Origin of the sequence: Thioalkalivibrio sp. ALJ24, assembly GCF_000377785.1 — a bacterium.
Classification (GTDB): Bacteria; Pseudomonadota; Gammaproteobacteria; order Ectothiorhodospirales; family Ectothiorhodospiraceae; genus Thioalkalivibrio.
In genome coordinates, this window is sequence record NZ_KB898725.1 from 94382 (window position 1) to 116290 (window position 21909).

Sequence of the window (21909 nt, forward strand, 5' to 3'; positions counted from 1 at the left end):
GACCTCAATCATCGCTTTCGGAGCGGGCGCCACCCCGAGGGTGACGCGCGCGGTATTCGTCCAGCAGGTCCCGATCCGGCCCCGCCAGTTCGAGTCGGGCCAGCAGATCCGGCCTGCGACTCCAGGTGCGCCCCAGCGCCTCTCGACGGCGCCAGCGGCGGATTGCCCCGTGGTCCCCGCCCAGCAGGACAGCCGGCACGCGGTGACCGTCCAGTTCTTCCGGCCGGGTGTAATGCGGACAGTCGAGCAAGCCCTCGGTGAAGGAATCCTGCTCGGCGGAATCCGCATGCCCCAGCACCCCGGGCCGGAGGCGGGCGCAGGCATCGATCACCGCCATGGCGCCCAGTTCACCGCCGGAGAGCACGTAGTCTCCCAGCGAGAGTTCTTCATCGACTTCGGCCTCGATGAAGCGTTCGTCGATCCCTTCGTAGCGTCCGCAGACCAGCGCTACCCGCGACCGCTGCGCCAGCTCCCGCACCCGGGCCTGATCCAGCGGCCGGCCCTGCGGCGTCAGCGCCACCACGTGCAGCGGCGCTTCGCCATTGGCCCGCGCGGCATCCAGCGCACCCTTCAGCGGCGGCACCTGCATGACCATCCCGGGTCCGCCACCGTAGGGGCGGTCGTCCACCGCCTGATGGACCCCGGTCGCCCAATCACGCGGATTCCAGGTCCGCAGCTCCAGCTGGCCGGCCTCCGCGGCACGCCGCGGGATGCCCCACTGCACCACGGACTCGACCAGCTCCGGGAACAGCGTAATGACGTCGAAACGCATGCCCGGGTCAGTATTCCGGGTCCCAGTCGACCCGGATCCGTCCGTCCGCAAGATCCACCTCGAGGACGTACAGCCCCTGCACCCAGGGGATCAGCCGCTCGCGCTCGCCGCCGACGATCATCACGTCATTGGCACCGGTTTCCATGAAACCGGTGACCGTTCCCAGCGGCGTGCCGTCGACGTGCTCCACCGACAGGCCCTGCAGATCGGCCCAGTAGTATTCACCTTCTTCCGCCGGCGGCAGCCAGTCGCGCTCGATCGCGAGCTCCGCGCCCATCAGGCCGTAAGCCGCATCGCGATCGGCCACCCCGGCGAACTTGATCACCACGCCGGGGCCATGTGCGCGGCCGCCTTCGACCTCCGCCAGCTCCCAGCCCTCCGCGCGCTTCATCCAGAGGCGCGGAAAGTCGGCGATGGCGTCCCGCGGCTCGGTCTCGGAGAAGATCCGGACCCAGCCCCTGACGCCGTAAACCCCGGAGACGCGTCCGACGCGGATGCGCCCATCCGCCCCGTTCACCTGCGCCTCCCGCGGATCAGGCGGCCGCGGCCTGCTGCTTGCGGTAGCCCTTGACCAGGTGCTCCACGCGCTCGGACATGCTGGCGCCGTGGCTCAGCCAGTAATCGACCCGCTCGAGGTCGATCTTCAGCGGGATTTCCTGACCGCGGGCCACCGGATTGTGAAAACCGACGCGCTCGATGTAGCCGCTGTCGCGGCGGGCGCGGGAGTCGGTCACCACGATCGAGTAGAAGGGGCGCTTCTTGGCGCCGCGGCGTGACAGACGAATTGTAAGCATGAAGTCTTGAACCCCGTGAAGTTCGGTTTCGCGAGAAAACGCGCGATTATAACGAATTGCAGCGCCAAGACAAGGCCGAAGCCCGGTCGTCAGCGTTTCGGCAGGCCCCCTCCGGGACCTCCGGGGCCGCCCATGCCGCCCATTTGCCCTCCGAGGGCCCGCATCATTTTCGACGCGCCCCCCTTGGAGAATTTCTTCATCGCCTTGCTCATCTGGGTGTGCTGCTTGAGCAGGCGGTTGACGTCCTGGATCTGGCAGCCGGAGCCCGCGGCGATGCGTCGCTTGCGCGACCCCTTGATGATGTCCGGGTTGCGGCGCTCCTCGTCGGTCATCGACGAGATCACGGCCCGCATGCGACGGATCTCCTTGTCGCCGGCCTGATTCTTGATGGCTTCCTGCATCTTGCCGCCGCCGGGCAGCTTCTCCAGCATGCTGCCCATGCCGCCCATCTTTTCCATCTGATCCAGCTGCTCGCGCAGGTCATTGAGGTCGAAGCCGCGCCCCTTCTTCAGCTTGCGCGTGAGTTTGTCGGCCTTGGCCTGATCGACCTGACGCGAGGCCTCCTCGACCAGCGAGACGACATCCCCCTTCCCGAGGATGCGCGAGGCGATGCGTTCCGGATGGAAGGGCTCCAGCCCGTCGGGGCGTTCGCCGGTGCCGATGAACTTGATCGGCACCCCGGTGATCTGGCGCACCGACAGCGCGGCACCCCCGCGGGCGTCGCCGTCGGCCTTGGTCAGCACCACGCCGGTCAGCGGCAGGGCGTCGCCAAAGGCACGCGCGGTGTTGGCCGCGTCCTGCCCGGTCATGGAGTCGACCACGAACAGGGTCTCCACCGGTTCGACCGCTGCGTGCAGGCTCTGCACCTCGGCCATCATGTCCTCGTCGACATGCAGGCGACCGGCGGTATCCACCAGCAGCACGTCGACCCCCTCGCGCCGCGCCCGCTGCACCGCGTCAGTGGCGATGTCGTCGGGCTTCTGCGAGGTATCGCTGGGGTAGAAGGTCACCTCGACCTGTCCGGCCAGGGTCTCCAGCTGCTGGATCGCGGCGGGACGGTAGACGTCGCAGCTGACCACCGCCACACGTTTCTTGTCGCGCTCGCGCAGGAGCTTCGCCAGCTTGCCGATGCTGGTGGTCTTGCCCGCGCCCTGGAGACCGGCCACCAGCACCACGGCCGGCGGCTGCGCGGCCAGATTCAGCGAGGCGTTCTCGCCTCCCATGGTCGCGACCAGCTCGTCGTGCACGACCTTGATCAGGGCCTGCCCCGGCGTCAGGCTGCCGATGACCTCCTTGCCCAGGGCCTTTTCCTTGACGTCCTTCACGAACTCGCGCACCACCGGCAGCGCGACGTCGGCCTCGAGCAGGGCCATGCGCACCTCGCGCAGGGCCTCCTGGATGTTGTCCTCGGTCAGGCGCGCCTGGCCCTTCAGGCGCTTCATCGTGTCCTGGAGGCGACTGGAAAGGCCGTCGAACATGGGGCGAATCTCCTGCGAATAAAACGGCGGGGCATCCCGCATCGAATCGTCCAGTATACCCGTGAGCCGGGGTGTCCTGCAGCGCCCCGGGGACGAAGTGCATTCGCCGGCGCGACAGGGGATAATCCGCGCATGAGTTCGATCGCCGGAATCATCGCCATTTTCCTGTACCTGATCGCGCTGGGCCATCTGGCGCTGAGCGTGCGCGACCGGCCACTGGCCGCGGGGCAACCGCGCGGCCCGCTGGCCGTGTGGCTGCTGGCGCTGATCGCGCACCTCGTGGCGCTGGTACCGGCGATCGCCACCGGCACCGGCTGGAACCTGTGCCTGGGCAACGCCCTGTCGGCCTCGATGTGGCTGGTGGCGGCCCTGCTGTGGGTCACCGCCCTGCGCCATCCGCTGGCGATCCTGGGCATGGTGGTCCTGCCACTGACCGTGCTGGCCGCGCTGACCGCCCTGCTGTGCGACGGCGACGCCCGCTACGCAACCTCGGCCGGGATCGCGGTACACGTAATGTTCTCCGCGCTGGGCTGGGCCTTCCTCGCCCTGTCCACCGCCCAGGCCGCGGTAATGACCGCCCAGCACCGCGCCCTGCACGATCACCACACGCGCGGGATCGTGCGCTATCTGCCGCCGCTGTTCTCGATGGAGGTGTGGCTGTTCCGCATGATCTTCATCGGCTGGCTGTTCCTCGGGCTGAGCCTGCTCTCGGGCTTCATCTTCGTCGATGACCTGTTCGCTCAGGACCTGGTGCACAAGTCGGTGCTGTCGATCCTCGCCTGGGGCATCTTCTCGGTGCTGCTGATCGGTCGCTGGCGGCTGGGCTGGCGCGGCTCGCGCGCGCTGGCCTGGACTACCGGCGGCTTCGTCGCGCTGGTGCTGGCCTATTTCGGCACCAAGCTCGTGCTGGAGGTTATCCTCGGACGCGTGTGAGCGCGCGCCAGGTTGACAGCCCCGCGGGGCTTGCCTGAAATGGAATCCGCCCACACCTGACCGCAGGTCCCCCCGTTGCAAGAGATCCCGCTGTCCGTCCTGTTCGGCGCGCTGCTCGTGCTGTTCCTGCTGTCGGCCTTCTTCTCCGGGTCGGAGACGGCGCTGATGGCGCTGAACCGCTACCGCATGCGCCATCGCGCCCAGACCGGGCATCGCGGGGCGGCCATCGCCGCGCGCCTGCTGGATCAGCCCGACCGCCTGATTGGCCTGATCCTGCTGGGCAACAACTTCGTCAACATCCTGATCGCCCAGATCGCGACCATCATCGGCTGGCGACTGTTCGGCGACACCGGGGTGGCCATCGCCACCGGCGTGCTGACCCTGACCCTGCTGATCTTCGCCGAGACCGCCCCCAAGACCCTGGCGGCCCTGCACAGCGAGCGGGTAGCCTACCCCGCAGCGCGGGTGTATCGCGTCATGATGCGGGTGATGTGGCCGGTGGTGTGGCTGGTCAACCTGCTGGCCAACAACTTCCTGCGCCTGTTCGGGGTGCCGGTGGATGCCCGCCAGCGCTCGGCCCTGAACACGGACGAACTGCGCAGCGTGGTCTCCGAAGCGGGTTCGCTGATCCCGTCGAACCATCGCCGCATGCTGCTCAACCTGCTGGACCTGGAACGGGCCACGGTCGAGGACATCATGATCCCGCGCAACGAGATCGTGGTGCTGGACCTGACCGAACCGTGGAACGAGGTCCTGGACCAGCTGCTGCACGGCAGCTTCACCCGGTTGCCGGTGGTCGAGGGCGAGCTGGACCGAGTGCTGGGCTTTCTGCACCTGCGCGATGTCCTGCCGCTGATCGAGCGCGACGAATTCGGGCCCGAAGAGCTGTGCCAGGTCGTCACGCCGCCCTGCTTCATCCCCGAGGGCACGCCGCTGAACCGCCAGCTGATCAACTTCCAGCAGCAGCGCCGCCGGATCGGCCTGGTGGTGGACGAATACGGCGACATTCAGGGACTGATCACCCTGGAGGATCTGCTGGAGGACATCGTCGGCGAGTTCACCACCGACTCGCCGACCATGAGCGACGACGTGCTGTTCCAGGAAGACGGGGCGGCGATGGTCGACGGCGGCATCCACCTGCGCGAGATCAACCGGGCGCTGGCGCTGGACCTGCCGCTGGACGGCCCGCGCACCCTCAGCGGCCTGATCGTGGAGCACCTCGAGAGCATCCCCGAAGCCCCGGTCAGCGTGCGCATCAACGGCGTGGTGATGGACATCGTGCAGATCAAGAACAACACCATCCGCACCGTGCGCATCCCGCCGGAACACCACAGCCCGACCACCGCGGAAGACTGACATGGCCCGCAGCAAGACCCAGTACATCTGCCGCGCCTGCGGTGCGACCTCGCCCAAATGGGCCGGCCAGTGCGGGGAATGCGGCGCCTGGAACACCCTCGAGGAGGCCGCGCCGGTCGCCTCCGCCGGGCCGCGCGGCGGCGGCTATGCCGGCGAGAGCGCACGCATCACCCGGCTGGGCGAGGTCGAGACCGGCGAGCTGCCGCGCACCTCCACCGGCATCTCGGAACTCGACCGGGCACTGGGCGGCGGCCTGGTCACCGGCTCGGTGATCCTGATCGGCGGCGATCCCGGCATCGGCAAGTCGACCCTGCTGCTGCAGACCCTGGCCGCCCTGCCGGCAGAGCAGACCCTGTATGTGACCGGCGAAGAATCGGCCCAGCAGGTGAGCATGCGCGGGCAGCGCCTGGGGCTGGAGGTGGACGGCCTGCGCCTGCTGACCGAGACGCAGGTGGAAAACATCATCGCCACCTGCGAGAGCGAACGCCCCGGGGTCCTGGTGATCGACTCCATCCAGACCCTGTTCACCGCCGCTTCGCAGTCCGCCCCGGGATCGGTCAGCCAGGTGCGCGATGCCGCCGCGGCCCTGGTACGGCTCGCCAAGCAGCGCGGCATCACCGTGATCCTGGTCGGCCACGTGACCAAGGACGGGCAGCTCGCCGGCCCGCGCATCCTCGAACACATGGTCGACACCGTGCTGTACTTCGAGGGCGACCCGGACGGGCGCTACCGCATGCTGCGGGCGGTCAAGAACCGCTTCGGCGCGGTCAACGAACTGGGCGTGTTCGCGATGCTGGAGACCGGCCTCAAACCGGTCTCCAACCCCTCGGCGATCTTCCTGTCACGCCACCAGAACCCGGTGCCCGGCAGCGTGGTGATGGTCACCCGCGAAGGCACCCGCCCCCTGCTGGTGGAGGTCCAGGCCCTGGTCGCCGAGAGCCACGCCTCGCAGCCACGGCGCATCACCGTGGGCCTGGAGCAGAATCGCCTGACCATGCTGCTGGCCGTGCTGCACCGCCATGGCGGCGTGGCCCTGTTCGACCAGGACGTGTTCATCAACGTGGTCGGCGGCGTACGCGTGACCGAAACCGCCGCCGACCTGCCAATGCTGGCCGCCGCCCTGTCCAGCCTGCGCGACCGACCCCTGCCACAGGAGCTGCTGGCCTTCGGCGAGGTGGGCCTGGCCGGCGAGATCCGCCCGGTCCCCAACGGCGAGGAACGCCTGCGCGAGGCCGCCAAGCACGGCTACACCCGCGCCATCGCCCCCGCCGCCAACGCCCCGCGCAAGCCGATCAAGGGCATGGATGTGGTCGCCGTCTCGCGCCTGGGCGAGGTCCTAGACGCGCTGTAAGCCGGAAGTCGGCATAACGGGCCGGGCAGAGCCGGCAACGACCACTCCGAATCCATAAAAAAGGGCGCCCGCCGGGGCGCCCTTTCTTAATCGGCCGGACTGGCCTCACCGTCAATTGACGGCGTCGAGATCCGCCGCGAGGGATTCGCGCATGCCCTCGGGCACGGCATCCACGCGGTGGTTGTAGTTCTCGTGCTCCACGCCGGCGGCGATGGCCGCGCCGGACTTGACCGCCGACACCATCGCCGGCGTCAGCTCGAAGCGCAGGAAGTGCACCGACGAGGTCTTGTCCTCGGTCTCGCGATCGAGGTCCTCGTTGGCGATGGGGTAGACCTTGTCGTGGCCTTCCACCTGCACCCAGGTCGCTCGCTCGATGCCGATCAGCTTGGACAGCTGCACCTTGCGCTCGTCGATGTCCGGGTATTCCACCATCATGGTGGCCTTCCAGTTGGAGCCGTCCGGGATCAGCGGATTGTAGGCACCCAGTTCGTCCTCAATGCCTTCGCGGTCGAAGATCTTCTCGACCCGCAGCATCTCCTGGATCTGGTACTGCATGGTCATGCGGTCTTCGAAATGCAGGGTCACCGCCGGGCCGATCTGCAGCACGCGGTGGCGCTTGTGCTCCATCACGTCGCGGCGGAATTGGGGCCGTACCTCGGAATACTGTTCCAGGGAATACAGGTCGTCACGGCTGAGCTTGTCCACGTTTTCCTCCGTTACCATGTTCTCACCTCCTCGAGTACCGGGAGCCACATCACCCACACGGGGCATCAGTGGTCGTGATGCTGGCTTTTATCGGTGTAGTCCTTGTCGGACCAGAGATTGTCTCTGAGTTCGCGATCGAACACCGGATTCCGGCGCCGGATCCATTCCAGCACCATCGCGGCATGTTCGATCTCTTCGTCGCGGTTGTGCGCGAGGATCGCCTTCAGTTCGTCGTCCTTGCAGGCATCGACGCGCTGCTGATACCAGTCCACCGCCTCGAGCTCTTCCATCAGCGAGGAAATGGCGCGGTGCATCTCGCGCGATTCGTCGCTCAGTTCCGCAACGGGTTCGTGATAGCTGTCGCTGGCCATGAAGACTCCCCTCCTTAGTGTCGTTACAGGCCGTAGGCCTGGCGCAGCAGGGTCAGCGGATGCTCGGGTGCCTTGTCCTCGCCCTTGCCCTGCAGTCCGTTCTCGATCATGTGTCCGGCCATCGGGCAGTCACTGGAGAAGTGGTCCGCCTCGGCCTTCTGCACCCGGTTCACCACGGGCCGGCAGATCTTGCTGGCCGTCTCGTAGAACTCGCTCTTCACGCCGTAGGTGCCGTCGTGCCCGGAGCAGCGTTCGACCACGTCGATCTCGGTGTCGGGCACCAGCTTGAGCAGATCGCGGGTCTTCAGGCCCATGTTCTGGACCCGCAGGTGGCAGGCCGCGTGGTAGGCGATCTTGCCGAGCTTTTCGGGGAAGTCGGTGTTCAGCTTGCCGTCCTTGTGGCGCTCCATCAGGTACTCGAACGGGTCGAAGATGCGGTCGCGCACCGCGGCCACGTCAGCGTCGTCGGGGAACATCAACGGCAGTTCCTGCTTGTACATCAGCACGCAGGACGGGACCGGGGCGACGATGTCGTAGCCCTGGTCGATCATCTTCTTCATCGCCGGGATGTTCGCGTCCTTGGAGGCCTCCACCGATTCGAGGTCACCCAGTTCGAGCTTGGGCATGCCGCAGCACTGCTCCTTCTCGACCAGCGTGACCTCGATGCCGTTGTGCTCGAAGACCTTGACCAGGTCCTCGACCAGGTGCGGCTCGTTGTAGTTGCCGTAGCAGGTGGCGTAGAGCGCGACCTTGCCCTGGGTGGCGCCGGCCGGCTCGGGGTTGCTCACCCCACTGGCGACCTTGGCCAGGCGCGAACGGCCCTTGTTCGAGTGGTATTCGGGGACCGGGGCGTCCGGGTGCACGCCCATGGTCTTGTCGAGCATCTTGCGTACGGCGCCGTTCTTGTTGGCCGCGTTGACCGCGCCGGCGACCACCGGGATGCCCGCCAGCTTGCCGACCGTGTCGGTGCTGGACATGAGCTTGTGCGAGGTCTTCGCGCCCTCCTTCTGGTAGCGCACGGCCTTGGCCCGCAGCATCAGGTGCGGGAAGTCGACATTCCATTCGTGCGGGGGCACGTACGGGCACTTGGTCAGGTAGCACAGATCGCACAGGTAGCAGTGATCGACCACCTTCCAGAAGTCCTGCTTGTCGACGCCGTCGACTTCCATGGTCTCGGACTCGTCGACCAGGTCGAACAGCGTGGGGAAGGAATGGCACAGGCTGACGCAACGCCGGCATCCGTGGCAGATATCAAAGACCCGCTCCAGCTCGGAGAACAGCGATTCCTCGTTGTAGAACTCGGGGTTCTTCCAGTCCAGCGGGTGGCGGGTGGGGGCTTCGAGACTTCCTTCACGTTGATGCGTCGGCGCAGACATGCGTCCCTCCGGTATCCGTTGCAGATCGATGAACTACGAAATCGGTACGTCGGCGGGAACACGGAACCGCCCGGAAAACGGGCGCTTCCGTGTTCCCCGGAGCGAGGCCGGCCGGGCCGGCCCCGCGGGGTACCACGGAATGACCGTGATCAGTCGTCCAGCTGGTCCAGCGCCTTCTGGAAGCGGTTGGCGTGGGAACGCTCCGCCTTGGCCAGGGTTTCGAACCAGTCGGCGACTTCGTCGAAGCCTTCGTCACGGGCGGTCTTGGCCATGCCCGGGTACATGTCGGTGTACTCGTGGGTCTCGCCGGCAACCGCGGTCTTCAGGTTGGATTCGGTGGAACCGAACTCCAGGCCGGTGGCCGGATCGCCGCAGTCTTCGAGGTACTCGAGGTGACCGTGGGCATGGCCGGTTTCACCTTCCGCGGTGGAGCGGAACACGGTGGCCACGTCGTTGTAGCCTTCGACGTCGGCCTTGGAAGCGAAGTACAGGTAACGGCGATTGGCCATCGATTCGCCGGCAAAGGCTTCCTTCAGGGCTTCTTCGGTCTTGCTGCCTTTCAGATCCATGGTGTCTCTCCTTCTCTGGGTGGGTTCTGCACTGCGAAACACTCGAGGTGTCTCGCCGGTTTTTTAGACTCTGTCTAAACCGTATCGCAAATGTATGCCCTGCTCCCGACCCTGTCAACCGGGCCGGGCGGGCATCCGCTGCCTTTTCACGCGCGGGCGGATCCGGTACTTTGGCGGTTTTCCCAGCCGACCGCCACCATGCCCGACGAAACGCCCGACAACACCCCGGCTACCCCCGCTGACTTCGAGGCCAGCCTGGAGGCCCTGGAGACCCTGGTCGCCCGCATGGAATCGGGCGAACTGGGGCTGGAACAGTCGCTGGAGGAGTTCCAGCAGGGCATGCAGCTGGTGGACCGCTGTCAGAAAGCGCTGGACGAAGCCCAGCGGCGCATGGAGTCCCTGACCGCCGGCACGTCGGAAGCCACCGCACCGACCTCCGGGGAAACGGACCGCGCCGGGACCGGCAACGTTCCCGGCGACGACGATGCCGCCCCGTTCTGACGCCTCTCCGCCAGCTCCCCGAACGCCTGCCGTGAATACCGCGATCCCGCCCGAACAGGCCATCGCCGCGTATCAGGAACGCATCGAGGCGGTGCTGGACCGCGCACTCGACCCGGCCGCCGCCCCCGATGCGCGCCTGATCGAAGCGATGCGCTACGCCACGCTCTCCGGCGGGAAGCGCCTGCGCCCGCTGCTGGTCTACGCGACCGGCGAGGCGCTGGACGCGCCCGGTACGGCCCTGGACGCCGCCGCGGCCGCGGTGGAGATGATCCACGTCTACTCGCTGATCCACGATGACCTGCCGGCGATGGACGACGACGAGCTGCGCCGCGGACGCCCGACCTGTCACCGCGCCTTTGACGAGGCGACGGCGATCCTGGCCGGCGACGCGCTGCAGGCGCAGGCCTTCGTCACCCTGTCGACCGGCGCCTCCGCGCTGCCCGCCCCCCGTGCCCCGGCGATGCTGCAGGAGCTGGCCCTGGCCTCGGGCCTGCACGGCATGGCCGGTGGCCAGGCGATCGATCTGGGCGCGAGCGGCCACCAGCTCGGACTGGAGGCGCTGGAGCACATGCACCGCCTGAAGACCGGGGCGCTGATCCGCGCCTCGGTGCGTCTGGGCGGGCTGGCCGGCGGCGCGGACGAGGCCCTGCTCGCCCGCCTGACCGACTACGCCGGGTGCATCGGTCTGGCCTTCCAGATCCGCGACGACATCCTCGACGTCGAAGGCGACCCGGAGACCCTGGGCAAGGCCTGCGGGGCCGACGCGCGGCTGGAGAAATCCACCTTCCCCGCGCTGATGGGCCTGGAGCCCTCGCGCGAGCGCGCCGTGGCGCTGGTCGATCAGGCCCTGGAGGCCCTGCAACCCTTGGGCGCGGAGGCCGATTTGCTTCGCCACCTCGCGCGCTACATCGTTGACCGTATTCACTGAGCCGGTGTCGCCCTCCATGCAAGCCACGCCCCTTCTGGATGCCATCGAGTGGCCATCCGACCTGCGCGCCCGGGCGGCCTCCGACCTCCCGCAACTGGCCGGCGAGCTGCGAGCGTTCCTGATCGACAGCGTCTCGCGCACCGGCGGCCATCTGGCCGCCAACCTCGGCACGGTGGAACTGGCGATCGCGCTGCACTACGCCTTCGACACCCCGGACGACCGCATCGTCTGGGACGTCGGCCATCAGGCCTATGCGCACAAGATCCTCACCGGTCGGCGCGATGCCATGGCGACCCTGCGCCAGCACGGCGGGCTGGCCGGTTTCCCCAAGCGCGCGGAGAGCGAATACGACGCCTTCGGCGCCGGGCATTCCAGCACCTCCATCAGCGCGGCGGCCGGCATGGCCCTGGCCGCCCGCCACGCGGGGCTCGACCGGCGCCACGTGGCGGTGATCGGCGATGGCGCGATGACCGCCGGCATGGCGTTCGAGGCCCTCAACCATGTCGGCGAGCTGGACTGCGACCTGCTGGTGATCCTCAACGACAACGACATGTCCATCTCGCCCAACGTGGGCGCGATGAACCAGTACTTCACCCGGCTGCTGTCCGGACGTCTGTACAGCTCGGTGCGCGAGGGCTCCAAGCGCATGCTGGAGTTCGTCCCGCCGATGAAGGCCTTCGCCCAGCGCGCCGAGGAGCACATGAAGGGGATGCTGGTCCCCGGCACGCTGTTCGAGGAGCTGGGCTTTCGCTATTTCGGGCCGGTGGACGGCCATGACGTGAGCGGCCTGGCCGGGATCCTCAAGAACCTGCGCGGCAGCCACGGTCCGCAGCTGCTGCACGTGGTCACGCGCAAGGGGCAGGGCTATGCCCCCGCCGAGGAAGACCCCTGCCGCTATCACGGGGTCTCCAAGTTCGAGCCGGAAGACGGTCTGAAGCCGTCCGCGCCGAAGGCGCCCACCTACACCGACATCTTCAGCCAGTGGCTGTGCGATCAGGCGGCGGCGGATGAGCGCCTGCTGGCGATCACACCGGCGATGCGCGAGGGCTCGGGCCTGGTCGCGTTCTCCGAACAGTACCCGCAGCGCTACTTCGACGTCGGCATCGCCGAGCAGCATGCGGTCACGCTGGCCGGGGGCATGGCGTGCGAGGGCCAGAAACCCGTGGTCGCGATCTATTCGACCTTCCTGCAGCGGGCGATGGATCAGGTCATCCATGACGTCGCCCTGCAGAACCTGCCGGTGCTGTTCGCCATCGACCGGGCCGGCATCGTCGGGGCGGACGGCCCCACCCATGCCGGCACCTTCGACATCGCGTTGCTGCGCAGCGTCCCCGGCATACTGCTGATGGCCCCGGCGGACGAGACCGAATGCCGCCGGATGCTGGCGACCGGCTTCACCTGGGACGGCCCCGCCGCAGTGCGCTACCCGCGCGGCCAGGGCCCGGGCACCCTCCCGGGCGCCGACCTCGAAACCCTGCCGGTGGGTCGGGCCGAGATCCGCCGCGAGGGCGGGCGCGACGCGCACGGCGAACGTATCGCCATCCTGTCCTTCGGCGCCCTGCTGGAGACCGCCCTGGAGGCCGGCGAGGCGCTGAACGCGACGGTGGTCAACATGCGCTTCGTCAAGCCGCTGGACAGCGAATGCCTCGGCCGCCTGGTGGCGGAGCACGACCGCCTGGTGACGCTGGAAGATCATGCGCGCGCCGGCGGCGCCGGCAGCGCGGTGCTCGAATGGCTTTCCGCCGAAGGCGCGGACATCCCCTGCGAGGTGCTGGGGATCCCCGATGTCTTCACCGAGCATGGCGCGCGCGAGACCATCCTGGCCGAGTGCGGCCTGGACACCGCCGGCGTGCTGGCGGCGATTCGCCACGCGGCCGGGCGGGAGAATTGCACCCCCGCGGGCAGCCGGCTAGGCTTCGGAAGCTGACAGCCATCCGGCCTGCCGGCCGAACGCTTCCGGAATCCGAACATGAGTGCCCGCTACACCCTGCGCGTCCTGACCGACTTCGCCTCCGCGCACACCCTGCGCGACTATCCGGGGCAGTGCGCCAACATGCACGGCCATAACTGGAAGGTGGAGGCCGAGGTCGAAGCCGAGAGCCTGGACGACACCGGGATGGCGGTGGACTTCAAGGTGGTCAAGAACGCCGCGCGCGAGATCGCCGGGCAGCTGGATCACCGCTACCTCAACGACGTGCCCCCGTTCGACACGGTGAACCCCACCGCCGAGAACATCGCGCAGTGGTTCTTCCGCGAGCTGGCCACGCGCCTCGATCGCCCCGGGCTGCGGGTCAGCGCCCTGACCCTGTGGGAAACCGACCGCGCCTGCGTGCGCTACGCCGAGTAAACCGGGCCGGGAGAAGCCTCACCGCTACAGGTGACTGGAGGCGTAATCCGCCAGCCTTGAGCGCTCGCCGCGAGTCAGCGTGACATGCCCGCTGTGGGTCCAGTCGCGGAAGCGGTCCACCACGTAGGTGAGCCCCGAGGTGGTCTCGGTGAGATACGGGGTGTCGATCTGCGCAATGTTGCCCAGCGCGACGATCTTGGTGCCCGGCCCAGCGCGGGTGATCAGCGTCTTCATCTGCTTGCTGGTCAGGTTCTGCGCCTCGTCCAGGATGATGAAGCGGCTGAGGAAGGTGCGCCCGCGCATGAAGTTCAGCGAACGGATCTTGATGCGGCTGGTGAGGATGTCGCCGGTGGCCGCCTTGCCCCACTCGCCGGCCCCCTCGGTGTTGCCCCCGAGCACCTCCAGGTTGTCCATCAGGGCGCCCATCCAGGGGGTCATCTTCTCTTCCTCGGTCCCCGGGAGAAAGCCGATGTCCTCGCCCACCGGCACGGTCACCCGGGTCATGATGATCTCCTTGTAGGTGCCGTCCTCCAGGGTCTGGGCGAGCCCGGCCGCGAGGGTCAGCAGGGTCTTGCCGGTCCCCGCCGCCCCCACCAGCGAGACGAAATCGACCTCCGGATCCATCAGCAGGTTCAGCGCCAGGTTCTGCTCTCGGTTGCGGGCGTTGATGCCCCAGACCGTGTGCCGGGGGTTCACGTAGTCGTCCACCAGCTCGATCACCGCGGTTTCGGCCGGCCGGTCGATCTCGAGCACGATGGCACTCAGGGGCTGGTCACCCTCGCGGTAGACGAACTGGTTGGGATGCCACTCCTCGATCAGCGGTCCCTTCACCCGGTAATACGTCCGTCCGGCCTCCTGCCAGGACTCCATCGCCGCGCCATGGGTCTCCCAGAAATCCGCGGGCAGCTCCTGCATGCCCGAGTACAGCAGGGTGACGTCATCCAGCACCTGGTCGTTGTGGTAATCCTCCACGTGCAGGCCGATGATGGCGGCCTTGATCCGCAGGTTGATGTCCTTGGACACCAGGGTCACGGAGACATCCGCAAGCTCTTCCTCCAGCGCTCGGGCCGTACTCAGGATGTCGTTGTCCGCCGAGGACCCCGGCAGCGACGCGGGCAGGCTGGAATCGAGGTTGCGGGTCTGGAAGAACAGCCGACCGTGCCCGCCGAGATCCGACTCGTCCAGCGAGGCGGCGGTCAGGGACAGGCCGGCGGCAATCGCCTCGTGCGTGGCCCCGGTCATCAGTTCGTCGATGAACCGGCTGACCTGGCGCACGTTGCGCGCGACCTCCGAGACCCCCTTCTTGCCGCGGTCGAGCTCCTCGAGCACCACCATCGGCAGGAAGACGTCGTGTTCCTTGAACCGGAACAGTGCGGTGGGATCGTGCATCAGGACGTTGGTGTCCAGCACGAACAGGCGGCGGCCTTCCTCGCGGTCTTCGCTCATCGGGTCTCCACCATGGGCATGAAAGGGTGGCGCGGGCCGAGGCTCAGCCGGCGAGCTCGCGCACCGCGGCCAGGACCTCGTCGACGTGTCCGGGCACCTTCACCTTGCGCCACTCCCGGCGCAGTACACCGTCAGCGTCGATCACAAAGGTCGAGCGTTCGATGCCGCGCACCTGCTTGCCGTACATGTTTTTCATGCCGATCACGTCGAAGGCCTCGCACAGCCGTTCGTCGGCGTCGCTGAGCAGGTCGAACGGCAGCTCCTGCTTGGTGCGGAAATTTTCGTGGCTTTTCACGCTGTCGCGCGAGCAGCCGAGGATCACCGCCCCGGCCGCCTCGAAATCGGCCAGGTGTTCGGCGAAGTCCCGACTTTCGTTGGTGCACCCCGGGGTGTCGTCCTTGGGATAGAAATACAGCACCACGATGCGCCCGCGATAATCCTCCAGCGCGAGCTCCTGATCGCCGGTGGCCGGCAGGCGGATGTCGGCGGGTACGGGCTGATCGATCGCTACCGTCATTCTCGTGTCTCCGGTCGGGGACGGGGCGGTGTTCAGGCCTTGATCGGCTCCAGCACCCCGTCGAGGTTGAGTTCGTCGCAGAAATCCATGAATTCCCCGCGCAGCGTCGCCAGATGCTGGGCGGCCGGGATATCGATGACGATGTTCGCGGCGAACATGCGCGCCCCGGTCTGCTGCGCGGTGTAGACGCGGCTCTGCACGTCACGCAGGTTGACGCCGCGCGAGGCAAAGAAGTTCGCCAGAGCATGCAGCAGGCCCGGCCCGTCCAGTGCGATCACGTCCACCGCGTAGGCCATCGCGGCCTCGCCCGACTCCTCCAGCGGCCCGCGGCGTGCGGTGACCGCCAGGCCGGTCTCGCGTTCCAGCCGCTCGAGACGGCCTTCCAGGGTCGCCAGGGTCTTCCAGTTGCCGCTGACGGTCACCGCCATGCAGGCGTATCCGCCGAGCACGACCATGCGGCTGGCCTCCAGGTTGCAGCCGGACTCGGCCACGTGCTGGGTGACCGCGGTCGCCAGGCCCGGGCCGTCCGGGCCGATCAGGCTCAGCACCAGATGGGTGTGAGTGCCGGCCCCGACCACCTCAGCCACGCACGCCTCCATCCGGGCGCTCGCACGCGTCGGGGACCGGCCAGCAGTGCTTGCGCGTCGTTTGCATCATGGTCCGGCGAACATACCACCTCCCCCGGTACAGGCCAACGCGCCGCTTTCTTGAACGGTCTGACAGTCCCCCGTTAGACTGCACCATTACTTGTCCTGGAGGGGGCGATGTTTCAAGGCAGCATGGTCGCGCTCGCGACCCCCATGCACGCGGATGGCAGCCTGGACTGGCCAGCGCTGGATCGGCTGCTGGAATTCCACGTCGAGGCCGGCACCGATGCGATCGTTGCGGTGGGGACCACCGGCGAGTCGGCCACCCTGGATTTCGACGAACACTGCGAGGCCATCGCGCACGTGGTGCGACGCATCGATGGCCGACTGCCGGTCATCGCCGGCACCGGCGCGAACTCCACCCGCGAGGCCATCGCCCTGACGCGCTGTGCCCGGGATGCCGGAGCGGACGCCTGCCTGCTGGTCGCCCCCTACTACAACAAGCCGACCCAGGAAGGCCTGTACCTGCACCACAAGGCCATCGCCGAGGCGGTGGACATCCCCCAGATCCTCTACAACGTGCCCGGGCGCACCGCAGTGGACCTGCTACCCGAGACCGTTGAACGGCTCGCGCAGATCCCCAACATCGTCGGCATCAAGGAAGCCAGCGGCAGCAACGAACGCACCGCCGAACTGGTGGAGCGCGTGGGCAACCGGATGGGCCTGTACAGCGGCGAAGACGCCAACGGCCTCGCCTTCATGCTGGCCGGCGGGCACGGCGTGATCTCGGTGACCGCGAACGTCGCGCCACGTTTGATGTCCGATATGTGTCGCGCCGTCCGCGAAGGCGATGCCGAGCGCGCGCGCGAGATCAACCGCCAGCTTGATGGTCTGCACTCGGCACTGTTCCTGGAGGCCAACCCCATCCCCGTCAAGTGGGCCCTGCAGCAGATGGGCCTGATGGAAGAAGGCATCCGCCTGCCGCTGACCCCGCTGTCGGCTCCGTTTCACGAGCCGGTCCTGGACGCCATGCGTCAGGCCGGCATTGAGGTTTGAATCGTTCATGACCCGTCTTGTACCTCTCTCCGCCCGTCACGCCTCGCGCCCCGCACTGGCCGCCGCACTGCCGCTGGCCGTGGCGCTGGCGGTGGGTACGGCCGGCTGCGCCGGTACCGATGACCGCGGCCCGGTCTACCAGGAATCGCGTCAGGCTCCCGACCTGGAAGTCCCTCCCGAACTGAGTGCGCCGGACAGCCGCGACGGCCATCGCGTCCCCGATGCCCCCGGCGAGCGCGTCAGCGCCCGCGAGATGCAGCAACCCGAAGCCGCCGCGGCACCCGGCACTCCCGCCACCGCGCGCGCGGATGACGTCCGGGTCCTGCCCGAGGACAGCGACGTCCGTCTGTGGCGCGACGGGGACACCCGCTGGCTGACGGTCGACGAGGATCCCGACGCCCTGTGGAACAGCCTCGCCGCATTCTGGGACAGCCAGAACCTCCCGCTGGAACGCAACGAGCCCGACGTCGGGATCATGGAGACGGAATGGGCCGAAGACCGTGCCGGCATCCCGTTCAGCGGGGCCCGCGGCTTCTTCGCGCGCACCATCGGCGGCCTCTACGACACCGGCACCCGTGACAAGTACCGCCTGCGCGTGGAGCGCGAAGACGACGGCTCTACCGCGGTCTACATCACCCATCGCGGGGCCGAGGAAGAACCACTGGGCGACGAGCGCTTTGTCTGGGTCACGCGTCCTGCGGACCCGGAACTCGAAGCGGAGATGCTGAACCGTCTGCGTCTGTTCCTGCTGACCGGTGAACCGGGCGAAGGTGGCGAGCGCGCCGAAGAGTCCGAGATGCAGCGAGTCCCCGGGGCGACCCTGGAGGACCGAGACGGGGAACCGGCGCTACGCTTCGATGCCGACGGGGAGCGCGTCTGGCGTCACCTCGGTACGCGTCTCGATCGAGCCGGCCTGCTGATCGACGATCGCGACCGCAGAAGCGGTATCCACGAGGTCACCTATCGCCCGGATGCCACCGGCGAAGAACGCGACGGCTTCTTCAGTCGCATGTTCGGGCGCGGCGATCAGCGTGCCGACACCCGTTACCGCGTGGAACTCACCGAGCAGGACGGCGCCGCCACCGTACGCGTGCGCGATCTCGACGGCGAGATGCTGGACGAGGACGACGCCCGCTTCGTCCTGGAACGAATCGAGGAAGCCTTCCGCCGGTAATCCCGGGCCGGCGGCAGTGCCGGGCGGCCCCGCCCCCGAAGGGTCAAAGGATGCTGCGATTCTGTTCACTGGGAAGCGGGAGCGGAGGCAACGCCCTCGTGGTCGAGACCGCCGACACTCGGGTGATGGTGGACTGCGGCTTTTCCGTGCAGGAAATCGAACGCCGCCTCGCGCAGGCGGGGCTGACTCCCGACGGACTGGACGCCCTGCTGGTCACCCATGAACACGGCGACCACCTCGGTGCGGCCGGGGCCTTCGCCCGCCGGTACGACGTCACCGTCTACGCCTCTCACGGTACCGTGCACGCCGCCCGCGATGCGCGATTCCCGCGCCTGCAGGAGGTCAGCAGCGACGCCCCCGTCGCCATCCGTGGTCTCCAGGTCACCCCTTTCACCGTTCCGCACGATTCGCGCGAACCCACACAGTTCACCTTCTCCGACGGAGACCGGGAACTGGCACTGATGACCGACGCTGGACACGTCACCCCGCACATGGTGGCCATCGCTGCGCGCGCCGACGGCCTTCTGCTGGAATGCAACCATGATCCGGAAATGCTGGAGGCGGGTCGCTATCCGTACCGCCTGAAGCAGCGGATCCGGGGGGGCTGGGGACATCTGCCCAACCATGCCGCAAGCGATCTGCTCGCCCGCGCAGCCAACAACCACCTGCGCTCCCTCATCGGCATGCACCTTTCAGCCGACAACAACGCCCCCGACCTCGCCCGTGATGCCCTCGCGCGGGGCGTAGGTGCCACACCCGAAGACATGGAGGTCGCGACCCAGGATCAGGGATTTCCCTGGCGAACACTCTGACGGCAGCGCCGCTCCCCGGACCCCCAGGGCCGCATCACTTGCGCGACTCCTTCAGGAAATAGAGCCCCCCGAGGATCATGATCACACCGATCACGGTCGCGATCCAGCCGCCGAAACCCCCGTCCTCGCGAGGCGCAACCGGCGAAAAATGGACCTGCTGCCCCAGCAGCGCATACAACCCTACCCCGATAAGGACCAGGCCCACGATCACCAGGCCTCCATCGATTCGTTTGTTCGACATCGCTGCTCCCACCTCGGCACTGACCATAAAAAAAGCCCGACCCCTCGAACGAGGAATCGGGCTTTCACTGTAAATGCCTGGCGGTGACCTACTCTCACAAGGGGAGGCCCCTAACTACCATCGGCGCAGAGCAGTTTCACTTCCGAGTTCGGGATGGGATCGGGTGGTTCCTACTCGCTATGGCCGCCAGGCAAACTGGCTGGACAGCTCATGCTGTCCAAATTCGGAATGCATATAGGTGATGTGTCAGAAGAGACCAACAACCATTTGGGTGTTATATGGTCAAGCCGCACGGGCAATTAGTACTGGTTAGCTTCACGCGTTACCGCGCTTCCACACCCAGCCTATCAACGTTGTCGTCTTCAACGGCCCTTCAGGGACCTCGAGGGTCCAGGGAGATCTCATCTTCAGGTGGGTTTCCCGCTTAGATGCTTTCAGCGGTTATCCCTTCCGCACTTAGCTACCCGGCAATGCCACTGGCGTGACAACCGGAACACCAGAGGTGCGTCCATCCCGGTCCTCTCGTACTAAGGACAGATCCTGTCAAATCTCCGACGCCCACGGCAGATAGGGACCGAACTGTCTCACGACGTTCTAAACCCAGCTCGCGTACCACTTTAAATGGCGAACAGCCATACCCTTGGGACCTGCTTCAGCCCCAGGATGTGATGAGCCGACATCGAGGTGCCAAACACTGCCGTCGATATGGACTCTTGGGCAGTATCAGCCTGTTATCCCCGGAGTACCTTTTATCCGTTGAGCGATGGCCCTTCCATACAGAACCACCGGATCACTAAGACCTGCTTTCGCACCTGCTCGACGTGTCTGTCTCGCAGTCAAGCACCCTTATGCCTTTGCACTCGTCGCGCGATTTCCGACCGCGCTGAGGGTACCTTCGCACTCCTCCGTTACTCTTTGGGAGGAGACCGCCCCAGTCAAACTACCCACCACACACGGTCCTCGACCCGGATAACGGGCCTGAGTTAGAACTCCAAACTTGCAAGGGTGGTATTTCAAGGATGGCTCCACCGAGACTGGCGTCCCGGCTTCAAAGCCTCCCACCTATCCTACACAAACAAGCTCAAAGTTCAGTGTGAAGCTGTAGTAAAGGTTCACGGGGTCTTTCCGTCTAGCCGCGGGTACACAGCATCTTCACTGCGATTTCAATTTCACTGAGTCTCGGGTGGAGACAGCGCCGCCATCGTTACGCCATTCGTGCAGGTCGGAACTTACCCGACAAGGAATTTCGCTACCTTAGGACCGTTATAGTTACGGCCGCCGTTTACCGGGGCTTCGATCAAGGGCTTCGCCGAAGCTAACCCCATCAATTAACCTTCCGGCACCGGGCAGGCGTCACACCCTATACGTCCTCTTTCGAGTTTGCAGAGTGCTGTGTTTTTAGTAAACAGTCGCAGCGGCCTGGTCTCTGCGACCTCGATCAGCTCGGGGAGCGAGTCCCGTCACCAACCGAGGCGTACCTTCTCCCGAAGTTACGGTACCATTTTGCCTAGTTCCTTCACCCGAGTTCTCTCAAGCGCCTTGGGATTCTCACCCTGCCCACCTGTGTCGGTTTGGGGTACGGTCTCGCGTCAACTGAAGCTTAGAGGATTTTCCTGGAAGCAGGGCATCAGTGACTTCGCTCCCTTGGGAGCTCGTCATCACATCTCAGGATATGCACTCCCGGATTTGCCTAGGAGTGCTCCCTACATGCTTGAACCGGACACCAACAGCCGGATCACCTAGCCTTCTCCGTCCCCCCATCGCATTAACGCGAGGTACAGGAATATTAACCTGTTTCCCATCGACTACGCATTTCTGCCTCGCCTTAGGGGCCGACTAACCCTGCGCCGATTAACGTTGCGCAGGAAACCTTGGGCTTTCGGCGGATGGGTTTTTCACCCATCTTATCGTTACTCATGTCAGCATTCGCACTTCTGATACCTCCAGCATGCCTCTCGACACACCTTCACAGGCTTACAGAACGCTCCTCTACCACCTGCAAAGCAGGTCCGCAGCTTCGGTACATGGCTTTAGCCCCGTTAAATCTTCCGCGCAGGCCGACTCGACCAGTGAGCTATTACGCTTTCTTTAAAGGATGGCTGCTTCTAAGCCAACCTCCTGGCTGTCTCTGCCTTCCCACATCGTTTCCCACTGAGCCATGATTTGGGGACCTTAGCTGGCGGTCTGGGTTGTTTCCCTTTCCACGACGGACGTTAGCACCCGCCGTGTGTCTCCCATGCTCGCACTTTCCGGTATTCGGAGTTTGCAATGGTTTGGTAAGCCGGGATGGCCCCCTAGCCATAACAGTGCTCTACCCCCGGAAGTGATACATGAGGCGCTACCTAAATAGCTTTCGAGGAGAACCAGCTATCTCCGAGCTTGATTAGCCTTTCACTCCGATCCACAGCTCATCCCCTAATTTTTCAACATTAGTGGGTTCGGGCCTCCAGTGGGTGTTACCCCACCTTCACCCTGGCCATGGATAGATCGCCCGGTTTCGGGTCTACTTCCAGCGACTGGTCGCCCTGTTAAGACTCGGTTTCCCTATGGCTCCCCTGTACGGTTAACCTTGCCACTGAAAGTAAGTCGCTGACC

The 21909-nt window shown here is 66.3% G+C and carries 22 protein-coding genes and 2 rRNA genes (1 of these 24 running past the window's edge); 10 read left to right on the plus strand and 14 right to left on the minus strand.

Going from position 1 to position 21909, the window contains the following annotated elements; genetic code table 11:
• Window positions 1-4: 4 nt before the first annotated feature.
• The 4 genes from trmD to ffh all read right to left on the minus strand — a co-directional run bounded on the left by trmD (window position 5) and on the right by ffh (window position 3044).
• Window positions 5-772, minus strand: coding sequence for a tRNA (guanosine(37)-N1)-methyltransferase TrmD (trmD, locus tag D571_RS0102615; protein WP_018935126.1), 768 nt, complete (start codon window positions 770-772; stop codon window positions 5-7).
• Between the two features lie 7 nt (window positions 773-779).
• The gene (rimM, locus tag D571_RS0102620; protein ID WP_018935127.1) at window positions 780-1289 is read right to left on the minus strand and encodes a ribosome maturation factor RimM; all 510 of its coding nucleotides are present in this window, start codon (window positions 1287-1289) and stop codon (window positions 780-782) included.
• 16 nt (window positions 1290-1305) lie between these two features.
• Window positions 1306-1566, minus strand: a complete 261-nt coding sequence (gene rpsP / locus D571_RS0102625; protein WP_018935128.1) for a 30S ribosomal protein S16 — start codon at window positions 1564-1566, stop codon at window positions 1306-1308.
• An 89-nt stretch (window positions 1567-1655) separates the two neighbouring features.
• Complete coding sequence (gene ffh / locus D571_RS0102630; protein WP_018935129.1) at window positions 1656-3044, minus strand: signal recognition particle protein; 1389 nt, start codon at window positions 3042-3044, stop codon at window positions 1656-1658.
• 132 nt (window positions 3045-3176) lie between these two features.
• Between ffh and D571_RS0102635 the strand changes: the two genes are divergently transcribed.
• The 3 genes from D571_RS0102635 (at window position 3177) to radA (ending at window position 6684) form a co-directional block, all read left to right on the plus strand.
• A complete protein-coding gene (locus D571_RS0102635; protein WP_018935130.1) occupies window positions 3177-3977 on the plus strand; it encodes an inner membrane protein YpjD in 801 nt (266 codons plus the stop codon).
• A gap of 75 nt (window positions 3978-4052) precedes the next feature.
• Window positions 4053-5333, plus strand: a complete 1281-nt coding sequence (locus D571_RS0102640; protein WP_018935131.1) for an HlyC/CorC family transporter — start codon at window positions 4053-4055, stop codon at window positions 5331-5333.
• Window position 5334: 1 nt separating this feature from the next.
• A complete protein-coding gene (gene radA / locus D571_RS0102645; protein WP_018935132.1) occupies window positions 5335-6684 on the plus strand; it encodes a DNA repair protein RadA in 1350 nt (449 codons plus the stop codon).
• A gap of 111 nt (window positions 6685-6795) precedes the next feature.
• Here the strand turns inward: radA and D571_RS0102650 are convergent, their stop codons facing one another.
• The 4 genes from D571_RS0102650 to D571_RS0102665 form a co-directional block, all read right to left on the minus strand.
• Window positions 6796-7407, minus strand: a complete 612-nt coding sequence (locus tag D571_RS0102650; protein ID WP_018935133.1) for a DUF3501 family protein — start codon at window positions 7405-7407, stop codon at window positions 6796-6798.
• A gap of 47 nt (window positions 7408-7454) precedes the next feature.
• On the minus strand, window positions 7455-7760 hold the full coding sequence (locus D571_RS0102655) for an encapsulin-associated ferritin-like protein (protein WP_018935134.1): 306 nt from the start codon (window positions 7758-7760) through the stop codon (window positions 7455-7457).
• Between the two features lie 23 nt (window positions 7761-7783).
• A complete protein-coding gene (locus tag D571_RS0102660) occupies window positions 7784-9136 on the minus strand; it encodes a heterodisulfide reductase-related iron-sulfur binding cluster (RefSeq protein ID WP_018935135.1) in 1353 nt (450 codons plus the stop codon).
• Between the two features lie 149 nt (window positions 9137-9285).
• Complete coding sequence (locus D571_RS0102665) at window positions 9286-9705, minus strand: rubrerythrin family protein (protein ID WP_018935136.1); 420 nt, start codon at window positions 9703-9705, stop codon at window positions 9286-9288.
• Between the two features lie 198 nt (window positions 9706-9903).
• On the opposite strand from D571_RS0102665, the gene D571_RS0102670 reads away from it, so the two are divergent.
• The 4 genes from D571_RS0102670 to queD are packed head-to-tail and all read left to right on the plus strand — an operon-like array spanning window position 9904 to window position 13481.
• Complete coding sequence (locus D571_RS0102670) at window positions 9904-10206, plus strand: exodeoxyribonuclease VII small subunit (RefSeq protein ID WP_026287529.1); 303 nt, start codon at window positions 9904-9906, stop codon at window positions 10204-10206.
• Window positions 10190-11134 carry a (2E,6E)-farnesyl diphosphate synthase gene (gene ispA / locus D571_RS0102675; protein ID WP_051076149.1) on the plus strand — a complete coding sequence of 315 codons (945 nt, stop codon included), beginning with the start codon at window positions 10190-10192 and terminating at the stop codon, window positions 11132-11134. The genes D571_RS0102670 and ispA overlap by 17 nt, the downstream gene beginning before the upstream one ends.
• A 16-nt stretch (window positions 11135-11150) precedes the next feature.
• Window positions 11151-13061, plus strand: coding sequence for a 1-deoxy-D-xylulose-5-phosphate synthase (dxs, locus tag D571_RS0102680; RefSeq protein WP_018935139.1), 1911 nt, complete (start codon window positions 11151-11153; stop codon window positions 13059-13061).
• Window positions 13062-13103: 42 nt separating this feature from the next.
• Window positions 13104-13481 (plus strand): 6-carboxytetrahydropterin synthase QueD, encoded by a 378-nt coding sequence (queD, locus tag D571_RS0102685; RefSeq protein ID WP_018935140.1) that lies wholly within the window; start codon window positions 13104-13106, stop codon window positions 13479-13481.
• A 24-nt stretch (window positions 13482-13505) separates the two neighbouring features.
• Here queD and D571_RS0102690 read toward each other — a convergent pair whose 3' ends face one another.
• Genes D571_RS0102690 through D571_RS0102700 form a run of 3 tightly spaced genes read right to left on the minus strand, consistent with a single transcriptional unit; the run spans window position 13506 to window position 16031 of the window.
• A complete protein-coding gene (locus tag D571_RS0102690) occupies window positions 13506-14927 on the minus strand; it encodes a PhoH family protein (RefSeq protein ID WP_018935141.1) in 1422 nt (473 codons plus the stop codon).
• 43 nt (window positions 14928-14970) lie between these two features.
• Window positions 14971-15444, minus strand: coding sequence for a peroxiredoxin (locus D571_RS0102695; protein WP_018935142.1), 474 nt, complete (start codon window positions 15442-15444; stop codon window positions 14971-14973).
• Between the two features lie 32 nt (window positions 15445-15476).
• A complete protein-coding gene (locus tag D571_RS0102700) occupies window positions 15477-16031 on the minus strand; it encodes a glycine cleavage system protein R (RefSeq protein WP_018935143.1) in 555 nt (184 codons plus the stop codon).
• A 177-nt stretch (window positions 16032-16208) separates the two neighbouring features.
• Between D571_RS0102700 and dapA the strand changes: the two genes are divergently transcribed.
• From dapA to D571_RS0102715, 3 genes are read left to right on the plus strand one after another with little or no spacing between them, the layout of a single operon-like run.
• Window positions 16209-17087 carry a 4-hydroxy-tetrahydrodipicolinate synthase gene (gene dapA, locus D571_RS0102705; protein WP_018935144.1) on the plus strand — a complete coding sequence of 293 codons (879 nt, stop codon included), beginning with the start codon at window positions 16209-16211 and terminating at the stop codon, window positions 17085-17087.
• A 7-nt stretch (window positions 17088-17094) separates the two neighbouring features.
• Window positions 17095-18261, plus strand: a complete 1167-nt coding sequence (gene bamC, locus D571_RS0102710) for an outer membrane protein assembly factor BamC (protein WP_018935145.1) — start codon at window positions 17095-17097, stop codon at window positions 18259-18261.
• Window positions 18262-18311: 50 nt separating this feature from the next.
• A complete protein-coding gene (locus D571_RS0102715; protein WP_018935146.1) occupies window positions 18312-19073 on the plus strand; it encodes an MBL fold metallo-hydrolase in 762 nt (253 codons plus the stop codon).
• A 34-nt stretch (window positions 19074-19107) separates the two neighbouring features.
• Here D571_RS0102715 and D571_RS0102720 read toward each other — a convergent pair whose 3' ends face one another.
• The 3 genes from D571_RS0102720 to D571_RS0102730 form a co-directional block, all read right to left on the minus strand.
• Window positions 19108-19314 carry a hypothetical protein gene (locus D571_RS0102720; protein WP_026287530.1) on the minus strand — a complete coding sequence of 69 codons (207 nt, stop codon included), beginning with the start codon at window positions 19312-19314 and terminating at the stop codon, window positions 19108-19110.
• A 75-nt stretch (window positions 19315-19389) separates the two neighbouring features.
• Window positions 19390-19505: ribosomal RNA gene (rrf, locus tag D571_RS0102725) — 5S ribosomal RNA — on the minus strand.
• An 87-nt stretch (window positions 19506-19592) separates the two neighbouring features.
• Window positions 19593-21909: ribosomal RNA gene (locus D571_RS0102730) — 23S ribosomal RNA — on the minus strand; it runs 562 nt beyond the window's last position.